Source organism: Pseudogracilibacillus sp. SO10305 (assembly GCF_037072005.1).
Lineage (GTDB): Bacteria > Bacillota > Bacilli > Bacillales > Amphibacillaceae > Pseudogracilibacillus > Pseudogracilibacillus intestinigallinarum.
In genome coordinates, this window is sequence record NZ_JAXHDE010000001.1 from 269872 (window position 1) to 291595 (window position 21724).

Here is a 21724-nt window from a genome sequence, read left to right on the forward strand (position 1 = left end):
ATGACATCCTCTCTGTTCATGTAAGATGTACCTAGACAATAAAAAATGCCTCTTTGCAAAAGGTCGCAAAGAGGCATACGTATGTATACATATACGTATCTCGTTTAATTGCCACCTTTTAAATCTCTCTGGATTTAATTAAAGGTACATTTATAATTGTTTTTCCAAAATACTTACTTCATCCATCTCATCTAGTTCTGTAATTCCTACAGAGATTACTTCTTCCTTTGATGTAGGGATATTTTTCCCAACATAATCTGCTCGAATCGGTAATTCACGATGTCCGCGATCAATTAAAACAGCTAATTGAATTTGAGACGGACGACTGATATCCATGACAGCATCCATCGCTGCCCTTACCGTCCTACCAGTGTATAATACATCATCAACTAAAACGATCGTTTTATCTTGAATATCTACATCAATATTTGTTGCAATTAATGTTGGAGCAGTAGATTTTTCTTGTAAGTCATCTCTATATAATGTAATATCTAGCTCCCCAATCGGTACTGTAATTTGTTCAATTTGAGCGATTTTTTCTTGTAAACGTTTTGCGATTGGAACACCTCTAGTTTTAATGCCAACTAGTACGAGGTTTTCCCCACCTTTATTATGTTCTAAAATCTCATGTGCAATTCTCGTTAATGCACGGTTAATTGCTGATTGATCTAGAACGACCGTTTTCTTCTTCACTTCTAAATCCCCCTAAACATTATATAAAAAAACCTTTTACCTATATGTGAGGTAAAAGGTTTTGGACATACGTATCCCTAAACATTCCGTATATTCCTTTTTAGCCTCACAGGACTATTTTTAAAGGATTTCTTATTTAAGTTGTCTTTATTATTTCAAAATCCATCATAAAAGTCAAGTAATGTTTTGTAACTTTTCAATGACGCTTTTAAAATATGACGGTTGTTCGACTTCTACTGTTATTTGTTCCTTTAATACAGGATGAACAAAACTTACTTTCTTCGCAAATAATGCTTGTCCTTTAATATAAGGCGATTTCTTTTTCGTATACACTTCATCTCCGATAATCGGATGATTCATATATTTCATATGTACCCTTATTTGGTGTGTTCGACCTGTAATAAGTTCACATTCTACATGCGTATATTGCTGAAATCTTTCTAATACACGAAATTTTGTTTCTGATTCCTTTCCTCCTTCTACAACTGCCATTTCTAACCGATTTTTTGGATTTCTTCCAATCGGTGCTCGAACGACACCTTGATCATGTGGCACCACCCCATAAACAATTGCTTCATAAATACGAGTAACTGTACGAGCTTGAAATTGTTCTTTTAAATGGGCATGTACATCGTTGTTTTTTGCAATAATAATTACACCGCTTGTATCTTGGTCTAAACGATGTACAATCCCTTCACGTTCTTCCCCACCAACATCTGATAATGTTTTACAATGATATTTTACTGCATTAACTAATGTACCAGTACGAACATGATGTGTCGGATGTACGAGCATTCCTCGTGGTTTATTCACGACGAGTAATGCATTATCTTCATATACAATATCAAGTGGGATATTTTCTGCTTCAATAGGTTTTTCCTCTACTGCTTCTTCTTGAATATGTAATGTAATAGTATCTGCTTCTTTACATTTATAATTCGGTTTAGCTACTTGTCCATTTACTAGAATGGAACCATTTTTAATATATGTTTGAATTTGTTGTCTAGAATAATCTGTTTTCATTACGAGTAATTTATCCATTCGCTGATTCACTTCTTCGGGTTCAACAATAATTTGCTTTGTCATACTCTTTTTCCTTTCCTTTTTTCATCCATAAATGTTGCAATGAAAAATAATATAACACCGACTGTTAAACAACTATCCGCTACATTAAATATTGGAAAATCATAAGAAAATATCATCACGTCTAAAAAGTCTACTACCTCTTTTCTAAATAATCGGTCGATGAAGTTACCGATAGCTCCTCCTAAAATAACACTTAATGAAATTGCTAATAAGACACTTTCTTTTGCATATTTTTGCATATAGTATATGATACCAACAACTACGACAATTGTAATAATATAGAAGAAAATCATTTGTCCTTGCAATATACCCCATGCTGCACCTTCATTACGATGAGATGTTATATAAAATAGTTGATCAATCACTGGGATACTTTCATGTAAATCCATTTTTTGTACGATTAGCCATTTCGTCCACTGGTCTATCATGATCATAAATAATGCTATGATATAATAACGGGTCATTTTTTTATCCTCCTGCTATGTAAACATATACAATCGTTTTTATCCATATTAAAGTATAACACGGTTCGTTAAAAATAGTATGTCATTCACCTAGTGAAATATCAATTTTTTAAAATTTTCATACTGTAAAGGCATTGTAAGCTATTTTAATCGGAGTGCTGTCGTACAATTTAGTACTCCTATTCGATCGGGATTGTACACGAAATTAATGGAAACTATTTTCCTTTTGTGGTTTTTCGTATTTCTTTTTACAATCTGTTTTCCAAACAAATGATAGATTTTTACATTGCTCAAGTCACATAGTCAAAAGAAGCTATCATTTCACTGTCGAAACATTCAATTTTGTATGAATGGCTCTAACATATAATATAGAGTGACTTTATATTGGAGCACCAATACTATTTAGCAAAAATAATATAAAAATAGCAGGTAACATTTTTCAGTCACCTGCTATGTCCATATTGTTTTATTACTGCACTAAATGGCTATAATTTTCTTCCACCACTTCTGCACAACGGTCACATAAAGTAGGGTGTTTTTCATTTTTTCCTACAGTATGAGCATGCATCCAGCATCTGTCACATTTTTCACCTTCATGTTTTTCAACACATACGTAGACATACTGATATTCTTTCGCATTTTCATGCTTTTCACCAATTACCGCTTCTGATACGATTAATAATTGATGGATATGAGGGATAGATTCTAAAATAGCCTTCGTTTCCTCATCTTTTGCAGCAATAGTAATTTTTGCTTCTAATGGCTTACCAATCACTTTCTCATTACGCGCTTCTTCCAATGCTTTTAACACATCTGTACGAATTTTCATGAATTGATCCCATTTCGCAACGTCTTCTTCTTTGAACCCTACTACTTCACGTGCTTCTGGCATATCTGTTAATTGAACATATTTTGCCTCGACACCATTGATATGCTCCCATATTTCTTCTGTCGTATGTGGAATAATTGGTGTCAGTAACTGCACGATAGAAACTAATGTTTCATAATAAACAGTTTGGATACTACGACGACGTGGGTGGTCTGCCGCTTCGATATATAAAATATCTTTTGCAAAATCTAAATAAAACGCACTTAAGTCAATCGTAATATAATTATGGATCGCCTGTGATACATTTTGAAAATCATATTTATCGTAACTTTCTTTTACGTTTCTCACTAATTGTTGTAAACGATATAACATGTAACGATCTACTTCCTCTAGATCTTTCTCAGCAACTGTATGTTGTTGTGGATCAAAGTCTGCTAAATTCGCCAACATGAAACGGAATGTATTTCTAATTTTACGATAGTTTTCAGATACTTGTTTTAAAATATCTTGAGAAATACGGACATCTGCTTGATAGTCAACCGATGATACCCATAATCGTAAAATATCTGCTCCTAGTTGTTTTTGAACATTTCCAGGTAAAATTACATTTCCTAATGATTTACTCATTTTACGGCCATCACCATCTAAAACGAAACCATGGCTTATAACATTTTTATAAGGAGCTTTACCTGTAATTGCTACTGCAGTTGATAAAGAAGAGTTAAACCAACCACGATATTGGTCACTACCTTCTAAATAAATATCTGCCGGTCGAACATGGTCTTCACGATGTAATAATACTGCTTCATGAGATGAACCTGAATCAAACCAAACGTCCATAATGTCTGATTCTTTCGTAAACACGCCATTCGGACTATGTTCAGATGTGAATCCTTCAGGTAATAAATCTTTTGCATCCCATTCAAACCAAATATTTGAACCATGTTCAGCAAATAATTTCGATACATTTGTAATCGTTTCGTCTGTAATAATCGGTTCTCCATCTTCTCCGTAAAATACTGGAATTGGAACTCCCCATGTACGTTGACGTGAAATACACCAATCTTCACGATCACGAACCATATTATAAAGACGCGTTTCTCCCCAATGTGGCAACCATTCTACTTCTTTAATTTCATCTAAAATATTATGACGGAAATCTTTAATCGATGCAAACCATTGTGAAGTAGCACGGAAAATTGTCGGCTTTTTCGTACGCCAATCATGTGGGTATGAGTGGGTAATGAATTTCATTAATAAAAGTGCGCCAACTTCTTCTAATTTTTCAGTAACAACTTTGTTTCCATCATCATAAAATAACCCTTCAAAACCAGGTGCTTCATCCGTAAAATATCCTAATTCATCCACAGGACATAATGCATCAATACCGTATTCCTTTGCTACGTAGAAGTCATCTTCCCCATGTCCAGGAGCCGTATGAACACAACCAGTTCCTGCTTCTGTCGTTACGTGAGTTCCTAACATAACAAGTACGTCACGATCATAGAATGGATGTTGCGCAACAATACGATCTGCTTGACGTCCCATAAATGTTTTTTCCACTTTAACATTTTCCCATTTTAACTCTTCTTCAAGTGGATCTAATAAATCATGGGCAACAACATATTTTTCTCCATCCGCTTCGACGACAACATACTCTAGATGAGGGTGTAAGCTAATTCCTAAACTCGCTGGAATTGTCCAAGGAGTCGTCGTCCAAATGATAATTTTCGTACCTTCTTCTAACACACCTTTACCATCTTTTACATCATAGCTAACGTAAATAGAAGGAGAACGTTTATCTTGATATTCAATCTCTGCTTCTGCTAACGCTGATTCAGAGGATGGCGACCAATATACAGGTTTTAATCCTTTGTAAATATATCCTTTTTTCGCCATTTCACCGAACACTTTAATTTGTGCTGCTTCATAATCTTTCGTTAACGTAATATACGGATTATCCCAATCCCCACGGACTCCTAGTTGTTTAAACTGGTTACGTTGATTGTTAATTTGTTCCATCGCATAATCTGCACACATTTGACGAAATTCAGCAATCGACATTTTTTTACGGTCGATTTTCTTTTGTTTCGTTAATGCAGTCTCAATTGGTAATCCATGTGTATCCCAACCAGGAATGTATGGAGCATGAAATCCATTCATCGATTTATAACGAGTAATAAAGTCTTTTAATACTTTATTTAACGCGTGTCCAATATGAAGATCCCCATTCGCATATGGTGGTCCATCATGTAAAACGAATAATGGTCTACCTTTCGTTCTTTCTAATGATTGTTCATATACATTATTTTCTTCCCATCCTTCACGACGGATTGGTTCTTTGTTTGGTAAATTTCCACGCATCGGAAATTTTGTTTTCGGCATTAATAATGTTTCTTTATATTCCATTTGTATATAAATCCTCCTATATAAACAAATTATTTACTTATAAAAAACAAAAAAACCTCAAATCCCTAAAGGGACGAGGAATCTCGCGGTACCACCCTTATAAATGTGTCCTTTTCTCACACATTCACTTGAACAATTCATAACGTGAATTACCCGGCCTATCCTACTATTATTTCAAACGGCTACTCAAGAATGATGTTATAAAAGAAACTGTATTAGGCTTCCACCATCCCTAACTCGCTTTGAGCAGTTTTATCTTCTATACTTTTTCTATCAATGTATTTATTATTTTGTTCAATTGACATCATTATAGCATATTTTTAAAATTTTTATACAATAAAAACTATTTCTAAAATGAATTACTTTACAGAAATCTCAGTATCTTCTTCAGCAAGCTTTAGAAACTCTTCCCAATCATCATTGTTAACCATTTCTAACTGTGCTTCAATTAGCATTTTCAAACGAGTACGGAACACTTTTGCATGTTTTTTTAATTCATTTGTTTCCATCGCAATTTGACGTGACTCACTTAATGCCTCGTTCAAAATACGATCTGCATTTTTTTCTGCCTCTTTAATAATTAATTTACTTTCTTTTCTTGCGTTATCTTTTAATTCTTCTGCAGTTTCTTGCGCAATAACGATTGATTGGTTTAATGTTTCTTCAATACTCTTGAAATGAGCAACTTTATCTTCTAACTCAGCTACTCTTTCTTGTAATTCATTTTTTTCACGTATCGTCATTTCATAATCTTTTATTATTTGATCTAAAAATTCATTTACATCATCTTCATTAAATCCCATGAAACCTTTGGAAAATTCTTTGTTATGAATATCTAACGGCGTTAACACCAATCATACACCTCCTGAAATTTCAACAAACATCTTATTTGTCTATTATAATCTATTTTTCAATATAATAAAGCATTTTTCTTACATTTTTAATTTTGCTGTCGTTATCCGGACCTTTTCTTTCCTTGTTACACCATCGATGGAAATAATTTTGCCTCGACCATGACCACGAACAGATAGTAAATCATCTACCTCTACTAAAAATGCCGGATCATTCACTACAGTGAAGTTTACTTTCACCCGTTCTCCTTGAATGAGTAAAGAGGCGTCTTTTCGTGACATATTGTACATTTCTTTTATTAAAACATCTAATCTAAGAGAAGATACGGTAGACGTCTGTTCCATCCATTCATCATCACTTGGAAATATGGTATTCCTAGGTACTTCCTTTAATTGTACCGAAGCGTTTTTTATTTTATCGATATTTAGCATAATAAAGGATGCTAGTTCTTCCGTCGTGACAATTTGAAACGAATCATCACGAACAAAAATATCTCCGATTTTCTTTCGGTCTAATCCTTCCGAAATAAATGTTCCTAATATATCACGATGTTGAATCGTAACAAATTTCTTTGGAAAACTCGCTTCTAGTAAAACGAGTTTAAAATTATCTTCCTCAATTGATTCATAAAATGGTGCGATAATTGCTCGTTGCCGCTCCGTATGATCCGCTCCACCAAAAAATGCGTATTGAACATCCTCATTAGAGGAGCCAATTAAATTTGCGATTATTTTTCGCTCCCGTGGATCTAGGAAATCTGTTATATACGAAGTATACGTACGTTCTACTTGTTCTTTCCAAGATAATACTTGGTCCACAAATTGGTGTTCATGTTTTCGGAAATGCTGGTAAATCGACATTAGATTATCCTAACATACGGAAAATCTCAATAACACCAATTTTGGCAAGTTGTAATGTAAAAAGTGCTGCAATTGGGGAAATATCGATCATCCCTAATGGTGGAATAAATTTTCTAAACTGTTCTAAGTATGGTTCACAAACTCTCCCTACAAACTCACCAAATGCCGTATCTCTTGCCCCTGGAAACCAAGACATTAAAATGTAAATAATGAGAACATACGTATAGAGTGTAATTCCTAAATTAATATAATACGCTAATTGCATCATAGATTATTACCATTCCTTTTCAAATTCGTCTTCCATATATTCTAAATTTGTGATAACACCTGTTACCTCAACATTATCAGGTGTACATAAAAATGTTGCGACACCTAGCTTTTGAATATCTCCTTTTATAGCATATACAGTTCCACTTAAAAAGTCGACAATTCGCTTCGCCTGTCTTTGGTCTACTCGTTGTAAATTAATAACGACAGAGCGTTTATTTAATAAATGATCGGCAATTTCTTGTACTTCGTTATATGTTTTCGGTTCACATAACATTACTTTTGAATTCGCTTGATGAATAGCTGATAAATTAACAACATTACTATCTGTCGTCCTTTGTTTTGGTGTTGCCATTTTTTGTTCTTGCTTTACCGGCGTTGTTTCTTCTTCATATTCTTCAATATACTCGTATTCATCCTCTGTATTAAAGAAATTTTTTAATTTTTCTTTAAAACTCATTTTTACCACCTCGCTTTATGAACCGACTAAACTCGTTCCTAATCGAATATGTGTTGCACCCTCTTCAATTGCAATTTGAAAATCATTACTCATTCCCATCGACAATTGTGTACATGGAGCATTAATATATTTCTTTTCACTCACTTCATCACGTAACTGACGTAAACGACGGAATAATTGTCTAATTTCTTCCTTATCTTGAATATGTGGCGCCATCGTCATTAAACCAACAACATGTACTTTTTCAAATTGCTGTAATGATTCTATAAATGGAATAACCTCTTCAGGTTCTAAACCGTGTTTAGATTCCTCCCCACTCACATTTACCTGTACGAAACAATCAATTGGATTATTGGAACGACTATTAATTTGTTTCGCAACAGATAATCGATCTAGTGAATGAATTGCTGTTACTTTATCGACAATATCTTTTACTTTTCTCGACTGCAATGTACCGATAAAATGCCAATTTGCTCGTTCACCAATAGCGTCATATTTATGCAACATTTCTTCAGCACGATTTTCGCCAACATCTTTATAGCCTGTTGCAAGTAATTGTTCTGTTCGTTCTATTGTAACATATTTTGTTACTCCAATTACGGTAATTTCATTACGATTCCGCTGTACTTTCTCACATGCACGTACAATTTCCTCTTCTATTTGTTTCACATTGTTTGCAACATCCATTGATTCATACTCTCCTATTTAATAGTGATATTGCTTTTATTTTATCATATTTTAAAAATAGTTCATTCAATCACTATTTTCTTTCTCCTTTTTTTCTTCTTTTACTAAAATGATATCCGCACCGATCGTTACAATTTGATCCCACATAACTTTTCTTTCTTCTTGTTTTTGAAAAAATGCACCTCTTAATTGACGATCAGAAATAATAAATGATTGAATGGCACCACTATTTTCCGCTATTTCAATATCTTGAATATATCCTAATCGTTTTCCACTTTCCAAAACGACAACTTCTTTCATCTGAATTTCTGATAATAACAAAGTAATCCCTCCTAGAATATAAAAAAAGACAAAAACTTTTATATAAAAAGTTCTTGTCTTATTTGTATGATTGAAAACAGCTTTGTATGTGATGGACAATATTAAAACATATCACTTCGAATTTGCTTAATTGCTGTTTTTTCAAGTCGTGATATTTGTGCTTGGGAAATTCCGATCTCTTCCGCCACTTCCATTTGTGTTTTTCCGCGGAAAAACCGTTCTTCAATAATCATCTTTTCTCGATCTGTTAATCGATGCATCCCTTCTTTAATTGAAAGATGATCATCCCATTCTTCATCGTTAATTTTATCATCACTAATTTGATCCATCATCAATATAGGATCTCCACCTTCATTATAAATTGGCTCAAATAATGATACGGGTTCTTGTACAGCATCGATTGCAAATACAACATCTTCATATGGTACGCCCATTTCTTTCGCTATTTCATATGGACTTGGTTCTTTTTCATGTTTATTCATCAGTTGTTCTCTTATTTGTAGAGCTTTATATGCAGTATCACGTAACGATCTTGATACACGGATAGCATAATTATCACGTAAATATCGTTTAATTTCTCCGATGATCATCGGTACAGCATACGTTGAAAAACGAACATTATGTTTTAAATCAAAATTGTCAATCGATTTCATTAACCCAATACAACCTACTTGAAATAAATCGTCCGCATTTTCACCACGATATGTAAAACGTTTAATAATACTTAAAACGAGTCGTAAATTGCCATTTACTAATGTTTCACGTGCTTCTAGTACGTCTTCACCTCGTTCAATTTGCTGAAATAATTTTTTCATTTCCTCGTTTTTTAATACTGGGAGTTTGGATGTATCGACACCACAAATTTCTACTTTATGCTTCATCATACTTTCTACCCCTCTCGACAATCATACTCAACGTAAGTGTTTCCTGAACGAGAGGGGAATATGCAATTTTTTTACAATGACGGCATACCAGTTTATACCATTTTTTCGATTTCTTTTTGTAATCGTCTTATTATTTTCTTCTCTAATCGTGATATATAGGACTGGGAAATTCCTAACATATCTGCCACATCTTTTTGGGTTTTTTCTTCTTTTCCAATTAAACCAAAACGTAATTCCATAATTTGTTTTTCACGATCATTCAATGTTTTTAGTGCATTTTTTAATAATTGTTTATCCACTTTTAACTCTAAATCTTTTGTAATAATATCTTCCTCCGTCCCTAAAATATCGGACAACAATAATTCATTTCCATCCCAATCTGTATTTAATGGCTCATCGAAAGATACTTCTGTTTTAATTCGGTTATTTTTTCGTAAAAACATTAATATTTCATTTTCAATACATCTGGAAGCATAAGTCGCTAGTTTAATTTTTTTCGTTGGATCAAATGTATTTACTGCTTTAATCAAACCGATCGAACCAATACTTATTAAATCTTCCATATGCACATTCGTATTTTCAAATTTTCGGGCAATATAAACGACCAATCGTAAATTATGTTCAATTAATGTTGCTCTAGCAACTTGATCATCTTCTTGTAAGCGTTCCAGTAATCGTTTTTCTTCCATTTTTTCTAATGGAGAAGGTAATACCGTTTTACTACCAATATAATAAATTTCGTCTTTTTTTAATCGGAAAAGACGTAACAACCGATTCATCCAAACTCGCAATTTAAATTTCCACATTAAATATTTTCCCCCTCTACAATTTAGGCTGCTTGTACTACGTGAATATGCAATAAATCTGGATGTAGTAAACATTGATATCCATGTTCATTTGATAATGTACCAAACTGAACCCCAATTAATACGTGATCTGTCTCATATTTTTCACTCTTATTATAAATAGTTATATTTTTCGGCTGTATCGTGTACAACATATCTTGTACACCTTGTACACCTTGGAATGGAACAATTTGTACGCTTTTTCGAATATCATTCGGTAATAGTGTTAAATCATGAACCATACATGCATGTTTAAATAAATCCCATTCTTCCGGGTTAAAATAAGATTGTAAAAATGCCTCTTCCACAATAATGACTGGTTTATTTGTTAATGGATCTAATAATTGATTACCACTATCTAAAAAACCTCTAGTTGTATTTGTACTTCCTATCATTTGAATCGCAATATCATACATAAATGTTTGAAAAAAAGTTGTCCGAATATGTGCATGCATTTGCCAACGAACGAATAAAATAAAAATAATAAGTCCAATTGTTAAAACGGTGACACTTGTTGTCGATCCTGAAATATTTTGAACGAATAAAAAGTATGTTTGGAGTTTCCCAGACTGTGGAATGAACTGATGAATTGCTAAAATCATTCCACCTAAAATGAAGGTTAAAAAGTAAAATAAGCCAACATGTTTCCATAAATATATTTTACCAAACATTATATAATTGATTACGAAGGCAATTACGATATTAAGAAGTAATGAGGAAATAGATGAAACTATGAAAAAATCAAACATGAAATAACATGTTGCAATCACTGTTGCTAATAACCACTTTTTAATCAATATTTTTTGTTTGGCTAATTTTCCTGTGACATAAAGTAACACACCATTAAAACAAAGGTTCAACAGTAACAGTACATCGATATAAATAACCTCCATAACATCCCCCTTTTTGTAATGATGTTGTAGCATGTATTATAAAACAAGAATGATTCAGAAATTGTCATAATTTCACATATGTTCAAGTCATTTTCACGACAAAATATACGATTTTTTCATCTGAAAATAAAGGAAGATTAAGTGCATACATTTTAAAATTTAGTGAGAGAAAGAATAAAATAATATGTGGGTTCTAGCATTTTATAACACTATAATACGTTTTTTTAGAGGAATGGATTCGCTTTTTCTCTTTTGATTCATTTAAAACAAAATGTATTAATGGAATGTATGATCAAAAATAATTCTACATAAAAAAACACTTTTCAAAGTAATATACTTTGAAAAGTGTTTGCGAACAACTTAACGTTTATTTCTATTTCTTAAGAACGTCGGAATATCTAATGTGTCTTCATCATGTTGGAACGAATCTTCTACCTGTTTTTCTTGTGGACGTTGTTGTTTTTCCATTTCTTGAGTTGGTTGAGCTGGCTGTTTTTGTTGTGGAACCTGTCTTTGTCCACCTTGCTTTGGCTCAAGCTTCGACTCATCAAAACCGGTAGCAATGACTGTTACAACAACTTCTTCTTTTAAATTTTCATTGATAACATTACCAAAGATAACATTTACTTCTTCATCAGCAGCATATGTTACTAAATCCGCAGCCTCTTGAACTTCAAATAAACTTAATGATGGTCCACCAGAAATATTCATTAAAATTCCTTGCGCACCGTCAATAGAAGTCTCTAATAAAGGAGAAGAAATAGCTTTCTTCGCCGCCTCTACAGCACGGTTTTCACCTGTTGCAACACCAATTCCCATCAATGCTGACCCTTTATCAAACATAATCGTTTTCACATCCGCAAAGTCAACGTTAATTAATCCTGGTTTTGCAATTAAATCTGAAATACCTTGTACACCTTGACGTAGGACGTTATCTGCTTCTCTAAACGCTTCTAACATTGGCGTATTTTTATCAACAATTTCTAATAAGCGATCATTTGGAATAACGATTAAAGTATCTACGCTATTTTTTAATGATTCAATTCCTGTATTCGCTTGTTTTCTACGACGAATACCTTCAAACGAGAATGGACGAGTTACAACCCCTACTGTTAATGCCCCTAAATCTTTTGCGATTTGTGCAATAACGGGCGCTGCACCTGTTCCTGTTCCTCCACCTTTACCTGCAGTTACGAAAACCATATCTGCACCTTGTAAAACTTCTTCGATTTGTTCACGGCTTTCTTCAGCAGCTTTCTTTCCAATTTCTGGATTCGCTCCTGCTCCTAATCCTCTAGTTAATTTATCGCCAATTTGTAATTTAATTTCAGCTTTAGATAAATTTAACGCTTGTGCATCAGTGTTTACAGCGATAAATTCTACACCTTCTACTCCATGATCAATCATTCGGTTAACAGCGTTGTTTCCACCGCCCCCGACTCCGATTACTTTAATTGTCGCTAGTTGGTCCATATTCGTATCAAATTCTAACATGTTTCGTCCTCCTATTGTGAATTCACCAGTATTAAATACACTATTTACAGTTTCACTTATTATTCAAAGAATGATTTAAAGAAATTAGCCACTTTTGATTCTTTCGGTTCATCACTTTTTGGTTCACTCTTCTGTTGTACTTTTCGTTTTGGCTTTGGAGCCGATTGTTGTGCCGGTGCATCTACCGTTAAACCAGATGATAAGTTTTTCCCTTGAATTTTCGCATTATAATATGAAAATTGTAATGTTCCAACTCCAACGGTAAATTGCGGTTCACGAACACCGATATAATTAGGAATTGCAATACGAGCATTTGCATTAAATACTTCCTGTGCAAGCTCTAATGCTCCCTGCATCTTCATCGTTCCTCCAGTTAATACATACCCACCTCGGATATCATAAAAACCTAATCTTCTAATTTCTTGGTTCACTAATTCAAAAATTTCTTCTAATCTTGCTTCTATCATATCAGAAATGAACAATTGATTATATGTTTCTTTTTGATCACTTCCGATAATTGTCGCTTGAAAAGTTTCTTCCTCTGAAGCTGTTGCATAATATGCATGTCCATATGTCAACTTAATTTCTTCCGCTTCTTCTGTCGTTGTACGTAGTCCAATCGAGATATCTTTCGTAATATTGTTTCCTCCTAGAGGAATGATAGAAGTAGCTTTTAAATGATCATTTTCAAAAATAGAAACAGTTGTACAGCCACCACCAATATCAATTAAAGCGACACCTAGATTTTTCTCGTCACTTGAAAGTGCAACAGAACCGGCAGCAATTGGCTGTAAACATATATCAGCAATATGTAATCCAGCACGCTCTACACAGCGTAAAACATTATGTAAAACTGTTTTAGAACAAGTAATAATTGTCCCTTCCATTTCTAAGCGGACACCAATCATCCCTCTAGGATCACTTATTTCATCTAATCCATCTACAATAAACTGCTTCGGAATAATGTCGATGATTTCTCGTTCAGGTGGTAAAGACATTACTTGAGCACCATCTAATACTCTTTCTACATCTTCATTTGTAATTTCACGGTCTTCACTTTGAACAGCTACGACACCATGACACGGATGTAGTTGTACATGGTTTCCATTGACAGAAACAATCACCTGTTCAATTTTCATGTCTACCATATGTTCTGCTTGGCCAATCGCATTTTTGATTGATTGTACAGTTTTATCAATATCGACGATTGCACCTTTTCGCATACCTTCTGATTTAGCTGTACCTACTCCGATAATATTAATGGAGCCATTTAATACTTCTCCAATAATGACTTTTATTTCTGATGTTCCAATATCTAAACTTACTAAAATTTCTCCATTACTCATTTACAAGGCACCTCCAAAGTCAACCAATTATTTCTTCTTTATTTTTTCGAAATATATTCCAACACCCATATGCACGATCCCTTTTTCTTTCGGATCTAATTGTGCAATTATCGACGGATAATTTTTCATTTTATCGGAGAAATCACGTAATGTGGCATCTACAATAAATCCGTCATTCATATATAACAAAATTTTATTTTTATTGTTTTTCGTCGGTTCCCAAGAAACTTCGGAAATTAACCGTAAAACATGCTCAGGTAACTCATTTAATTGTGTTGCAATCATTTCCATGTATGCTTGTTCATCAAAATTTAAAATAAAAGGACGATCACCTCTATATGACATCGGATAATCCTTTAATACAGAACCATCCACTAAAACAGGATAATATTTCCCTTTTTCTTCTGTATACCCTATAATATTAAATTCTGTCACAGTTATTTTAACTGTTTGTGGTAAACTACGCTTTATTGTCATTGAGTCAATCAATGGATGTCCTTCAATATCTTTTTTTGCTATACGCTTTTGTAACATCCAAATGTTCGTCTCATCATCGATACCACTTAGTTCTTTTATTTCCTCAATGGGGACGACATCATTTCCAGTAACAGTGATTTCCTTTACATTACTATAAGGTGACTGTAAATAAACGACACAAGCGATTAAAATGAAAAAGATAGTTAAATAAAAAATTAAACGACGATTCGCTTTTTTCTTTCGTTCTTCTTTTAACTTTGGTATTCTATCTTCTATGGAAATTACCTTTTTCTCTTCCGTTTTATCTTCCATTTCATTCATTTATTTACTTCCTTTACCTTAAATTCATCCATACATACAAATATTTACCTATAATATAAAATTATAACATATTTTAGCGATAAACATATACTACATTCATTAAATATGCATTAAATAAGTATTAAATTAGTATGAAATATTATAACTTATATTTAACACAATTCCAATAGAGATTAATGTCATCATTAAGGAAGAACCTCCATAACTTAAAAAAGGCAATGTAATACCTGTCACTGGAAGTAAACCAATAACGACACAAATATTGATCATAACTTGAGTGGCGACCATTGCCATAATCCCGAAAACTACGTAACGTGCAAAGTCATCACGCGTTTTTAAAGCAACTATCATTCCTTCACGAAATAATAAGAAAAATAGTACAATGACAACCGTCGCACCAATCAAACCGAATTCTTCAGCGATAATCGCAAAAATAAAATCAGTTTGCGGTTCCGGTAAATAAAAATATTTTTGAACACTCTTTAAATATCCTACACCAACTAGTTGTCCAGGTCCAATCGCATATAAAGATTGAATAATTTGGAAACCATCACCGAGCGGATCTTCCCATGGATTTAGAAATGACGTAATCCTTTTGAGTCTATACGGCGCAGAAATAATCAATCCAATTAATCCTACCATACCAAAAATGGAGAAAATTACATAATAAGTGAGTCTTAATCCTGTAATAAACATCACACATAATGATGTCAATACAATAACTAGCCCAGTACCAAAGTCTGGTTGTAACATAATTATCATAAAAATAAGGAGAACAATGATTAGTGGTTGTAAAAAATGTTTGAAAGAAAGATGGCGTTGTTTTTTTCGAATGGCATAATAATGGGCGAGCAATATAATTAATGCTAGTTTAATAAACTCGGCTGGTTGAATACTAAATATCCCGACACCAATCCAACTTCTTGCCCCACCACGTACCATTCCAATACCTGGCACGAGGACAATAAATAGAAGAATAAATGAAACGATAAAAAGAACATATACATGCTGACGCCAATATTGATAATGTATTTTCGATACAAACAATAACCCAATGAATCCGAGCATTAAAAAAAATATTTGCCGTTTAACAAAATAAAAAGGATCTCCATACATATAATTCGCCCATACATATGAAGCGCTATAAACCATGAATATCCCAATTGTAACTAATAACAAAGTTAAACATAAAATATGCATATAATGTGAATATTGTCTTTGAAAAAGCGGAAAATGACGCATAAAAAAATCCTCCTTCTAAACAATTAGATAGGAGGATGCAATGGGAAATATGATTCATCCTCCTATGCTAATGTATGCACAGCTTGGACGAACATATTCCCTCTTTCTTCAAACGTTTTATATTGATCCCAACTTGCACAAGCTGGTGATAATAAAATAACATCTTTTTCGTTTGACATCGAAAATGCTACAGGTACAGCTTCTTTTACATTTTCAACAATTGCAATGTGTTCAATATTTGCTTTTTCGGCCATTTCTTTTAATTTTAATTTTGTTTCTCCGAATAAAACGACCCCTTTTACATTTGCTAAAAAAGGAATTAGATCATCATAATCATCCCCACGATCTAATCCACCTGCTAATAAAATAGTCGGTCGTTGAAAAGATTGTAATGCCATTTCCGTAGCCAGTTTATTCGTTGCCTTTGAATCATTGTAAAATAGCCTGTCTTGTATTTTTCCAACGAATTGTAAACGATGTTCTACTCCAGAAAATGTCGTCAATGTTTGTATAATACCTTCATTCGTTGCACCACTTAATTTACTAGCTACAATTGCAGCTAAAATATTAGAGATATTATGGGATCCAACTAATACAATTTCTTCTATATCAATAATTTTTTCCTGTTTAAAATATAACGCTTCGTCTTTCACATATGCGCCATTTTCAACTACTTTATTCACTGAAAAAGGAATACATATTGCTTTCATATTGTTTATATATGATACAACACGTGCATCATCTGCATTATATATAAAATAATCATTTTCCGTCTGGTTTTTTACCATATTAAACTTCGCACGTTCATAAGATAACACATCACCATGATAATCTAGATGGGCTTCAAACAAGTTTAACATTACAGCAATATGCGGTTTAAACGTATCAATACCCATTAATTGAAACGATGATAGTTCTAATAATAATGGTTCTTCTTCATCTAATGTTTCAGCCATTTCTGACGCAACGAATCCTATATTACCTGCTAACTTTACCTTTTTATTGCTCGCTGTTAACATCGCATCAATTAAAGTTGTTGTAGTCGTTTTTCCGTTTGAGCCTGTTACACCAATAATCGGATTCGGTGCAGCTAAGCGACCTGCTAGTTCTACTTCTGTAATAATAGGTATATCACGTTTGATTGCTTCTTTTATTAAAACATTTTCGTATGGAATACCCGGATTTTTTACGATTAAATCAATATTCTCTAAAACAGATAATGGATGGGAACCGACGATTACCTCAGCACCCTTCGCTCGTAACTCTACAACGACTGGATCTGTTTCTTCAGTTTTAAAATCATTTACAATCGTATGGATGCCATTTTTTAACAATAGATTCGCGGTTGCTGTACCGCTTTTGGCTAATCCTAAGACGAGTACTTTTTCATATGGAAATGGGGTTAATGTGCGACTCATAAAACCACCTCAATAAATATTGCAATACTTGCAAATACAATCCCTACTGCCCAGAATGTCGTTACAACTCTCCATTCAGACCAGCCAATCAACTCAAAATGGTGATGGATCGGACTCATTTTAAATATTCTTTTTCCAGTCGTTTTAAACGAAATAACTTGTAGAATAACGGATAATGTTTCAATAACGAATACACCACCGATAATGACTAAAATAATTTCTAACTTTGCCAGAATTGCAATCCCTGCAATAGCCCCACCTAATGCAAGTGATCCTGTATCTCCCATAAAAACTTTTGCTGGGTGTGCGTTAAAAACTAAGAAACCTAACAATGCCCCAACGATTGTTAAAGCGAAAATAGTAATGAATTGTGTTTCTTCACCATGATAAGTTGTAATAATTGCAAAAGCTCCAAAAGCGACGGAAGCCGTTCCAGCTAAAAGCCCATCAAGTCCATCCGTTAAGTTTACTGCATTTGATGAACCTACTAACATAAATACAATTAAAATAGCATAGAAGAATCCTAATTCCCATTCAAAATCCGTTCCCGGAATTGCAATTGTCGTCGGATAGTCATTCATTTTTAATGTAATGTAAAAAACGACTGCAATAACTATTTGACCTAATAATTTTTGTTTAGATGTAAGACCTTGGTTATTTTTACGAACAACGATAATAAAATCATCTAAGAAACCAATAAGTCCATATCCAATAATAACAAATAATAATAACCAAAATTGGTAGTTTACTGTCTGCTCTGCAAATAAAAATGATACGAGTAAAAAGGTAATGACAACACTCGCAATAATCATTAGACCACCCATTGTTGGTGTTCCTGATTTTTTCATATGCGACTGTGGTCCTTCCTCTCGAATGCTTTGGCCAAATTTTAACCTTCTTAAAAATGGTATAAAAATCGGGCTTAATAGGACGGTAATTAGAAAGCTTATTGCTATCGCCATTACCACTACATAAATACTCATACTTCCTTTTCCTCCTTATATAAAACCGTCCAACATTCTACTTTAATGCCTCAACGATTTGTTCAAACGCCATCCCACGCGATGCCTTAAATAAAATTGTCGTATCGCTCGATGTATATGTTTCTAATTTTTGTATTATCGCATCTTTTGTCTTGAAGTAATCGACATGTTTTACACTGCCTTTTTGTTGTAGCACATCATATAAATATCGCATACTTTCACCAAATAATAAAGTATGATCAATTTGCTCATCAATTACTTCTGCAATCGATCGATGTAAGTCCTCTGTATAAGGTCCTAACTCTAAAATATCACCTAACACAATGATTTTCCTTTTGTTATCTTTCAATTGTTTCATTACTTCAATTGCTGCTTTCATCGATGTCGGTGAAGCATTGTATGCATCATTGATTAACGTAACACCGTTTTTTCCAACTAACCGCTCAAATCGCATATTACTATATTGTAATGCACTAAATCCCGCTTGAATCTGTTCATCGCTCATATGTAGATGTTTCGCTAGTGCAAAAACAAAGCTAGCATTTTGTGCATGGTGTTTTCCTACTAAAGGAATCGTAAAAGGAACATCGTTTACGAAAAACTTCGTTTCTTCTTCCGTAATATCGACATTTGTCACTATATACTCGTTTGTTTGTGTAAATCCACATGATAGAACATGTTCCTGTTCATGCTCTTTTTCCATGAGCACTTCATCACCGTCTATAATGAGCAAGCCGCCTTCTTTCAAACCTGCTTTTATTTCTAATTTAGCCTTTGCAATACCTTCTCTTGAACCGAGATGTTCAATATGAGATTCACCAATATTAGTAATAATTGCATAATCTGGCAAGCTAATATTAGACAATGTTTCTATCTCCTTGAAATCACTCATCCCCATTTCAAGAATTAACATCTCTGTCCCTTGCTCCATTTGTAAAATTGTCAACGGTAGACCAATATGGTTATTGAAATTTCCTACTGTCCCATATGTACGGTACTTTTGCTGTAATACAGTCTTTAATAAATCTTTTGTCGAAGTTTTTCCGTTAGAACCAGTTACACCAACTACGATTGGATTTACCTTCTTCCGATATGCTGTTGCTAGTTTTTGTAACCCTTCAATTGTATCGTCTACAATAAAGAACATAATTGAATCTTTTAAATGAGTTGGTACAGGAATAGATTCATCCCACAATGTCGCAATTGCTCCATGTTCCACTGCACCTTCTATAAACGTATGTGCATCAAAATTCTCGCCGATTATCGGAACAAATAATCCTTTTTCAACTTCCATTCGACTATCTGTATATACCTCTTTTATTTCTACTTCTTCGGAAAAAGCCCCTTCAACACGAGGGAAGAGACTTTTTAATTGTTCTATTGTAAACATACTCATTAACCTCTCTGTTCAATCGCATTTTTAGCAATGACACGATCATCAAAATCATGTCGGATGCCATGAATTTCCTGATATGTTTCATGCCCTTTTCCAGCGATTAAAATAATATCATCTTTTTCTGCTAATTGTATAACTCTTTCAATCGCTTCTTTACGGTTCACAATTACTTCATAATTTGTTGCATTAAGTCCCTTTGTCATGTCAGCTAAAATAGCATTAGGGTCTTCAGTTCTCGGATTATCAGATGTTAGGATCGCTACATCACTATGTTGTACAGCAACTTGTGCCATTAATGGCCGTTTTGTTTTATCTCGGTCTCCCCCACAGCCGACAACAACATATACTTTCCGTTGTTTAAATTCATTAATAGTGTCTAAAACATTTCTTAATGAATCATCTGTGTGAGCGTAATCTACAATAACACCAAAATCCTGACCAGCAATGACTGGTTCAAAACGACCATCAACCCCACGGATAGATTGTAATGCTTCTTTAATGACATCTAATGGGATATGTTGTGATATTGCAACAGCTGTTGCTCCTAAAATATTATACACATTAAATGCACCAATAAGACGACTTTCTACTGTTACATTCCCGATTGGTGTTTTTAATTCAAACGTTGTTTTCGTTATTTCATACGTAATATTTGTCGCCATAACATCTGCATCATTTTCAATTCCATACGTCATAATTGGTTGTGCAGTACTTTTGGCAATTGTTTTGCTTGCCTCATCATCTGCATTTAAAATAGCAACTTTTGAATGATTTCCGTACCCGTTTCCAAGACCTGTGAATAATAATGTCTTAGCTCGTAAATAATCATCCATATCTTTATGATAATCTAAATGGTCTTGAGATAAATTAGTAAATAACGCGACATCAAAGTCCACTCCATAAACTCTTCCTAAATCAAGTGCATGAGAAGACACTTCCATGACTACTGCAGCAACATTCGCCTCATGCATTTGCCGGAAGGTCTTTTGTAATGTCAATGCATCTGGTGTTGTATTTTTAATTGGAAAAGTTCGTTCGCCAATTTTCATTTGGATTGTACCAATTAATCCTATCTTTTTTTCATATGCTTCATACATTTTTTCGATAATATATGTCGTTGTCGTTTTTCCATTCGTCCCTGTTACTCCAATTAATGGATATTTAGTCGATGCAAAATCATAATATTTGGATGCTAATAATGCCAATGCTCGCGTCGTATCTGGTACAAGTACAACAATTGCTCCAGCAATATTTAGTGGTTGTTCGGCAATAATTATTTTTGCACCTTTTTCGACCGCTTCTTCTGCAAACTTATGACCATCAACGGTAAAACCTTTTATACAAACAAATATATTCCCCTCTTTTAATAAACGGTGGTCACTTTCCAGTCCTGTCACTTCTATTTTTTCGATAGATTGATCTACTTGATATACTGGTAAAATAGATAATAATTCTTGTAATTTCACGTTCATCCCTACTTTATAAAAATTTACATGT

General features: G+C 33.7%; 21 protein-coding genes and 1 other annotated feature. All 21 genes read right to left on the reverse strand.

All coding sequences use genetic code 11. The features are described from left to right. Window positions 1–150: 150 nt before the first annotated feature. Window positions 151–693, reverse strand: coding sequence for a bifunctional pyr operon transcriptional regulator/uracil phosphoribosyltransferase PyrR (pyrR, locus tag SPD45_RS01410; protein WP_336265795.1), 543 nt, complete (start codon window positions 691–693; stop codon window positions 151–153). A gap of 174 nt (window positions 694–867) precedes the next feature. Continuing rightward, window positions 868–1779 (reverse strand): RluA family pseudouridine synthase, encoded by a 912-nt coding sequence (locus tag SPD45_RS01415; RefSeq protein WP_336265796.1) that lies wholly within the window; start codon window positions 1777–1779, stop codon window positions 868–870. After that, the gene (gene lspA / locus SPD45_RS01420) at window positions 1776–2243 is read right to left on the reverse strand and encodes a signal peptidase II (protein ID WP_336265797.1); all 468 of its coding nucleotides are present in this window, start codon (window positions 2241–2243) and stop codon (window positions 1776–1778) included. Before lspA ends, SPD45_RS01415 begins: the two co-directional genes overlap by 4 nt. Before the next feature lie 469 nt (window positions 2244–2712). Then, the gene (ileS, locus tag SPD45_RS01425) at window positions 2713–5481 is read right to left on the reverse strand and encodes an isoleucine--tRNA ligase (RefSeq protein ID WP_336265798.1); all 2769 of its coding nucleotides are present in this window, start codon (window positions 5479–5481) and stop codon (window positions 2713–2715) included. A gap of 66 nt (window positions 5482–5547) precedes the next feature. Further along, window positions 5548–5767 (reverse strand) — a binding site (T-box leader). Between the two features lie 73 nt (window positions 5768–5840). Further along, window positions 5841–6335, reverse strand: a complete 495-nt coding sequence (locus SPD45_RS01430) for a DivIVA domain-containing protein (RefSeq protein ID WP_336265799.1) — start codon at window positions 6333–6335, stop codon at window positions 5841–5843. A gap of 78 nt (window positions 6336–6413) precedes the next feature. Further along, a complete protein-coding gene (locus SPD45_RS01435) occupies window positions 6414–7193 on the reverse strand; it encodes a YlmH family RNA-binding protein (protein WP_336265800.1) in 780 nt (259 codons plus the stop codon). 4 nt (window positions 7194–7197) lie between these two features. Next, on the reverse strand, window positions 7198–7461 hold the full coding sequence (locus SPD45_RS01440) for a YggT family protein (protein ID WP_336265801.1): 264 nt from the start codon (window positions 7459–7461) through the stop codon (window positions 7198–7200). 6 nt (window positions 7462–7467) lie between these two features. Then, entirely contained in the window at window positions 7468–7920 is a 453-nt protein-coding gene (locus SPD45_RS01445; RefSeq protein WP_336265802.1) for a cell division protein SepF, read from the reverse strand. A 15-nt stretch (window positions 7921–7935) separates the two neighbouring features. Next, window positions 7936–8607, reverse strand: a complete 672-nt coding sequence (locus tag SPD45_RS01450; RefSeq protein ID WP_336265803.1) for a YggS family pyridoxal phosphate-dependent enzyme — start codon at window positions 8605–8607, stop codon at window positions 7936–7938. Between the two features lie 66 nt (window positions 8608–8673). After that, window positions 8674–8928 carry a YlmC/YmxH family sporulation protein gene (locus tag SPD45_RS01455; RefSeq protein WP_336265804.1) on the reverse strand — a complete coding sequence of 85 codons (255 nt, stop codon included), beginning with the start codon at window positions 8926–8928 and terminating at the stop codon, window positions 8674–8676. Window positions 8929–9029: 101 nt separating this feature from the next. Continuing rightward, window positions 9030–9812, reverse strand: coding sequence for an RNA polymerase sporulation sigma factor SigG (sigG, locus tag SPD45_RS01460; protein WP_336265805.1), 783 nt, complete (start codon window positions 9810–9812; stop codon window positions 9030–9032). 92 nt (window positions 9813–9904) lie between these two features. Next, window positions 9905–10618, reverse strand: a complete 714-nt coding sequence (gene sigE / locus SPD45_RS01465) for an RNA polymerase sporulation sigma factor SigE (RefSeq protein ID WP_336265806.1) — start codon at window positions 10616–10618, stop codon at window positions 9905–9907. 23 nt (window positions 10619–10641) lie between these two features. Beyond that, window positions 10642–11550, reverse strand: coding sequence for a sigma-E processing peptidase SpoIIGA (locus SPD45_RS01470; RefSeq protein WP_336265807.1), 909 nt, complete (start codon window positions 11548–11550; stop codon window positions 10642–10644). 360 nt (window positions 11551–11910) lie between these two features. After that, the gene (ftsZ, locus tag SPD45_RS01475) at window positions 11911–13044 is read right to left on the reverse strand and encodes a cell division protein FtsZ (RefSeq protein WP_336265808.1); all 1134 of its coding nucleotides are present in this window, start codon (window positions 13042–13044) and stop codon (window positions 11911–11913) included. Window positions 13045–13103: 59 nt separating this feature from the next. Then, the gene (ftsA, locus tag SPD45_RS01480; protein ID WP_336265809.1) at window positions 13104–14390 is read right to left on the reverse strand and encodes a cell division protein FtsA; all 1287 of its coding nucleotides are present in this window, start codon (window positions 14388–14390) and stop codon (window positions 13104–13106) included. Window positions 14391–14417: 27 nt separating this feature from the next. After that, a complete protein-coding gene (locus tag SPD45_RS01485) occupies window positions 14418–15188 on the reverse strand; it encodes a cell division protein FtsQ/DivIB (RefSeq protein ID WP_336265810.1) in 771 nt (256 codons plus the stop codon). 126 nt (window positions 15189–15314) lie between these two features. Continuing rightward, window positions 15315–16430 carry a putative lipid II flippase FtsW gene (ftsW, locus tag SPD45_RS01490; RefSeq protein WP_336265811.1) on the reverse strand — a complete coding sequence of 372 codons (1116 nt, stop codon included), beginning with the start codon at window positions 16428–16430 and terminating at the stop codon, window positions 15315–15317. A gap of 62 nt (window positions 16431–16492) precedes the next feature. Then, window positions 16493–17848, reverse strand: coding sequence for a UDP-N-acetylmuramoyl-L-alanine--D-glutamate ligase (gene murD, locus SPD45_RS01495; RefSeq protein ID WP_336265812.1), 1356 nt, complete (start codon window positions 17846–17848; stop codon window positions 16493–16495). After that, on the reverse strand, window positions 17845–18831 hold the full coding sequence (mraY, locus tag SPD45_RS01500) for a phospho-N-acetylmuramoyl-pentapeptide-transferase (protein WP_336265813.1): 987 nt from the start codon (window positions 18829–18831) through the stop codon (window positions 17845–17847). Before mraY ends, murD begins: the two co-directional genes overlap by 4 nt. A 37-nt stretch (window positions 18832–18868) precedes the next feature. Continuing rightward, window positions 18869–20221 (reverse strand): UDP-N-acetylmuramoyl-tripeptide--D-alanyl-D-alanine ligase, encoded by a 1353-nt coding sequence (locus SPD45_RS01505; protein WP_336265814.1) that lies wholly within the window; start codon window positions 20219–20221, stop codon window positions 18869–18871. A gap of 5 nt (window positions 20222–20226) precedes the next feature. After that, the gene (locus tag SPD45_RS01510; protein ID WP_336265815.1) at window positions 20227–21693 is read right to left on the reverse strand and encodes a UDP-N-acetylmuramoyl-L-alanyl-D-glutamate--2,6-diaminopimelate ligase; all 1467 of its coding nucleotides are present in this window, start codon (window positions 21691–21693) and stop codon (window positions 20227–20229) included. Window positions 21694–21724 lie beyond the last annotated feature (31 nt).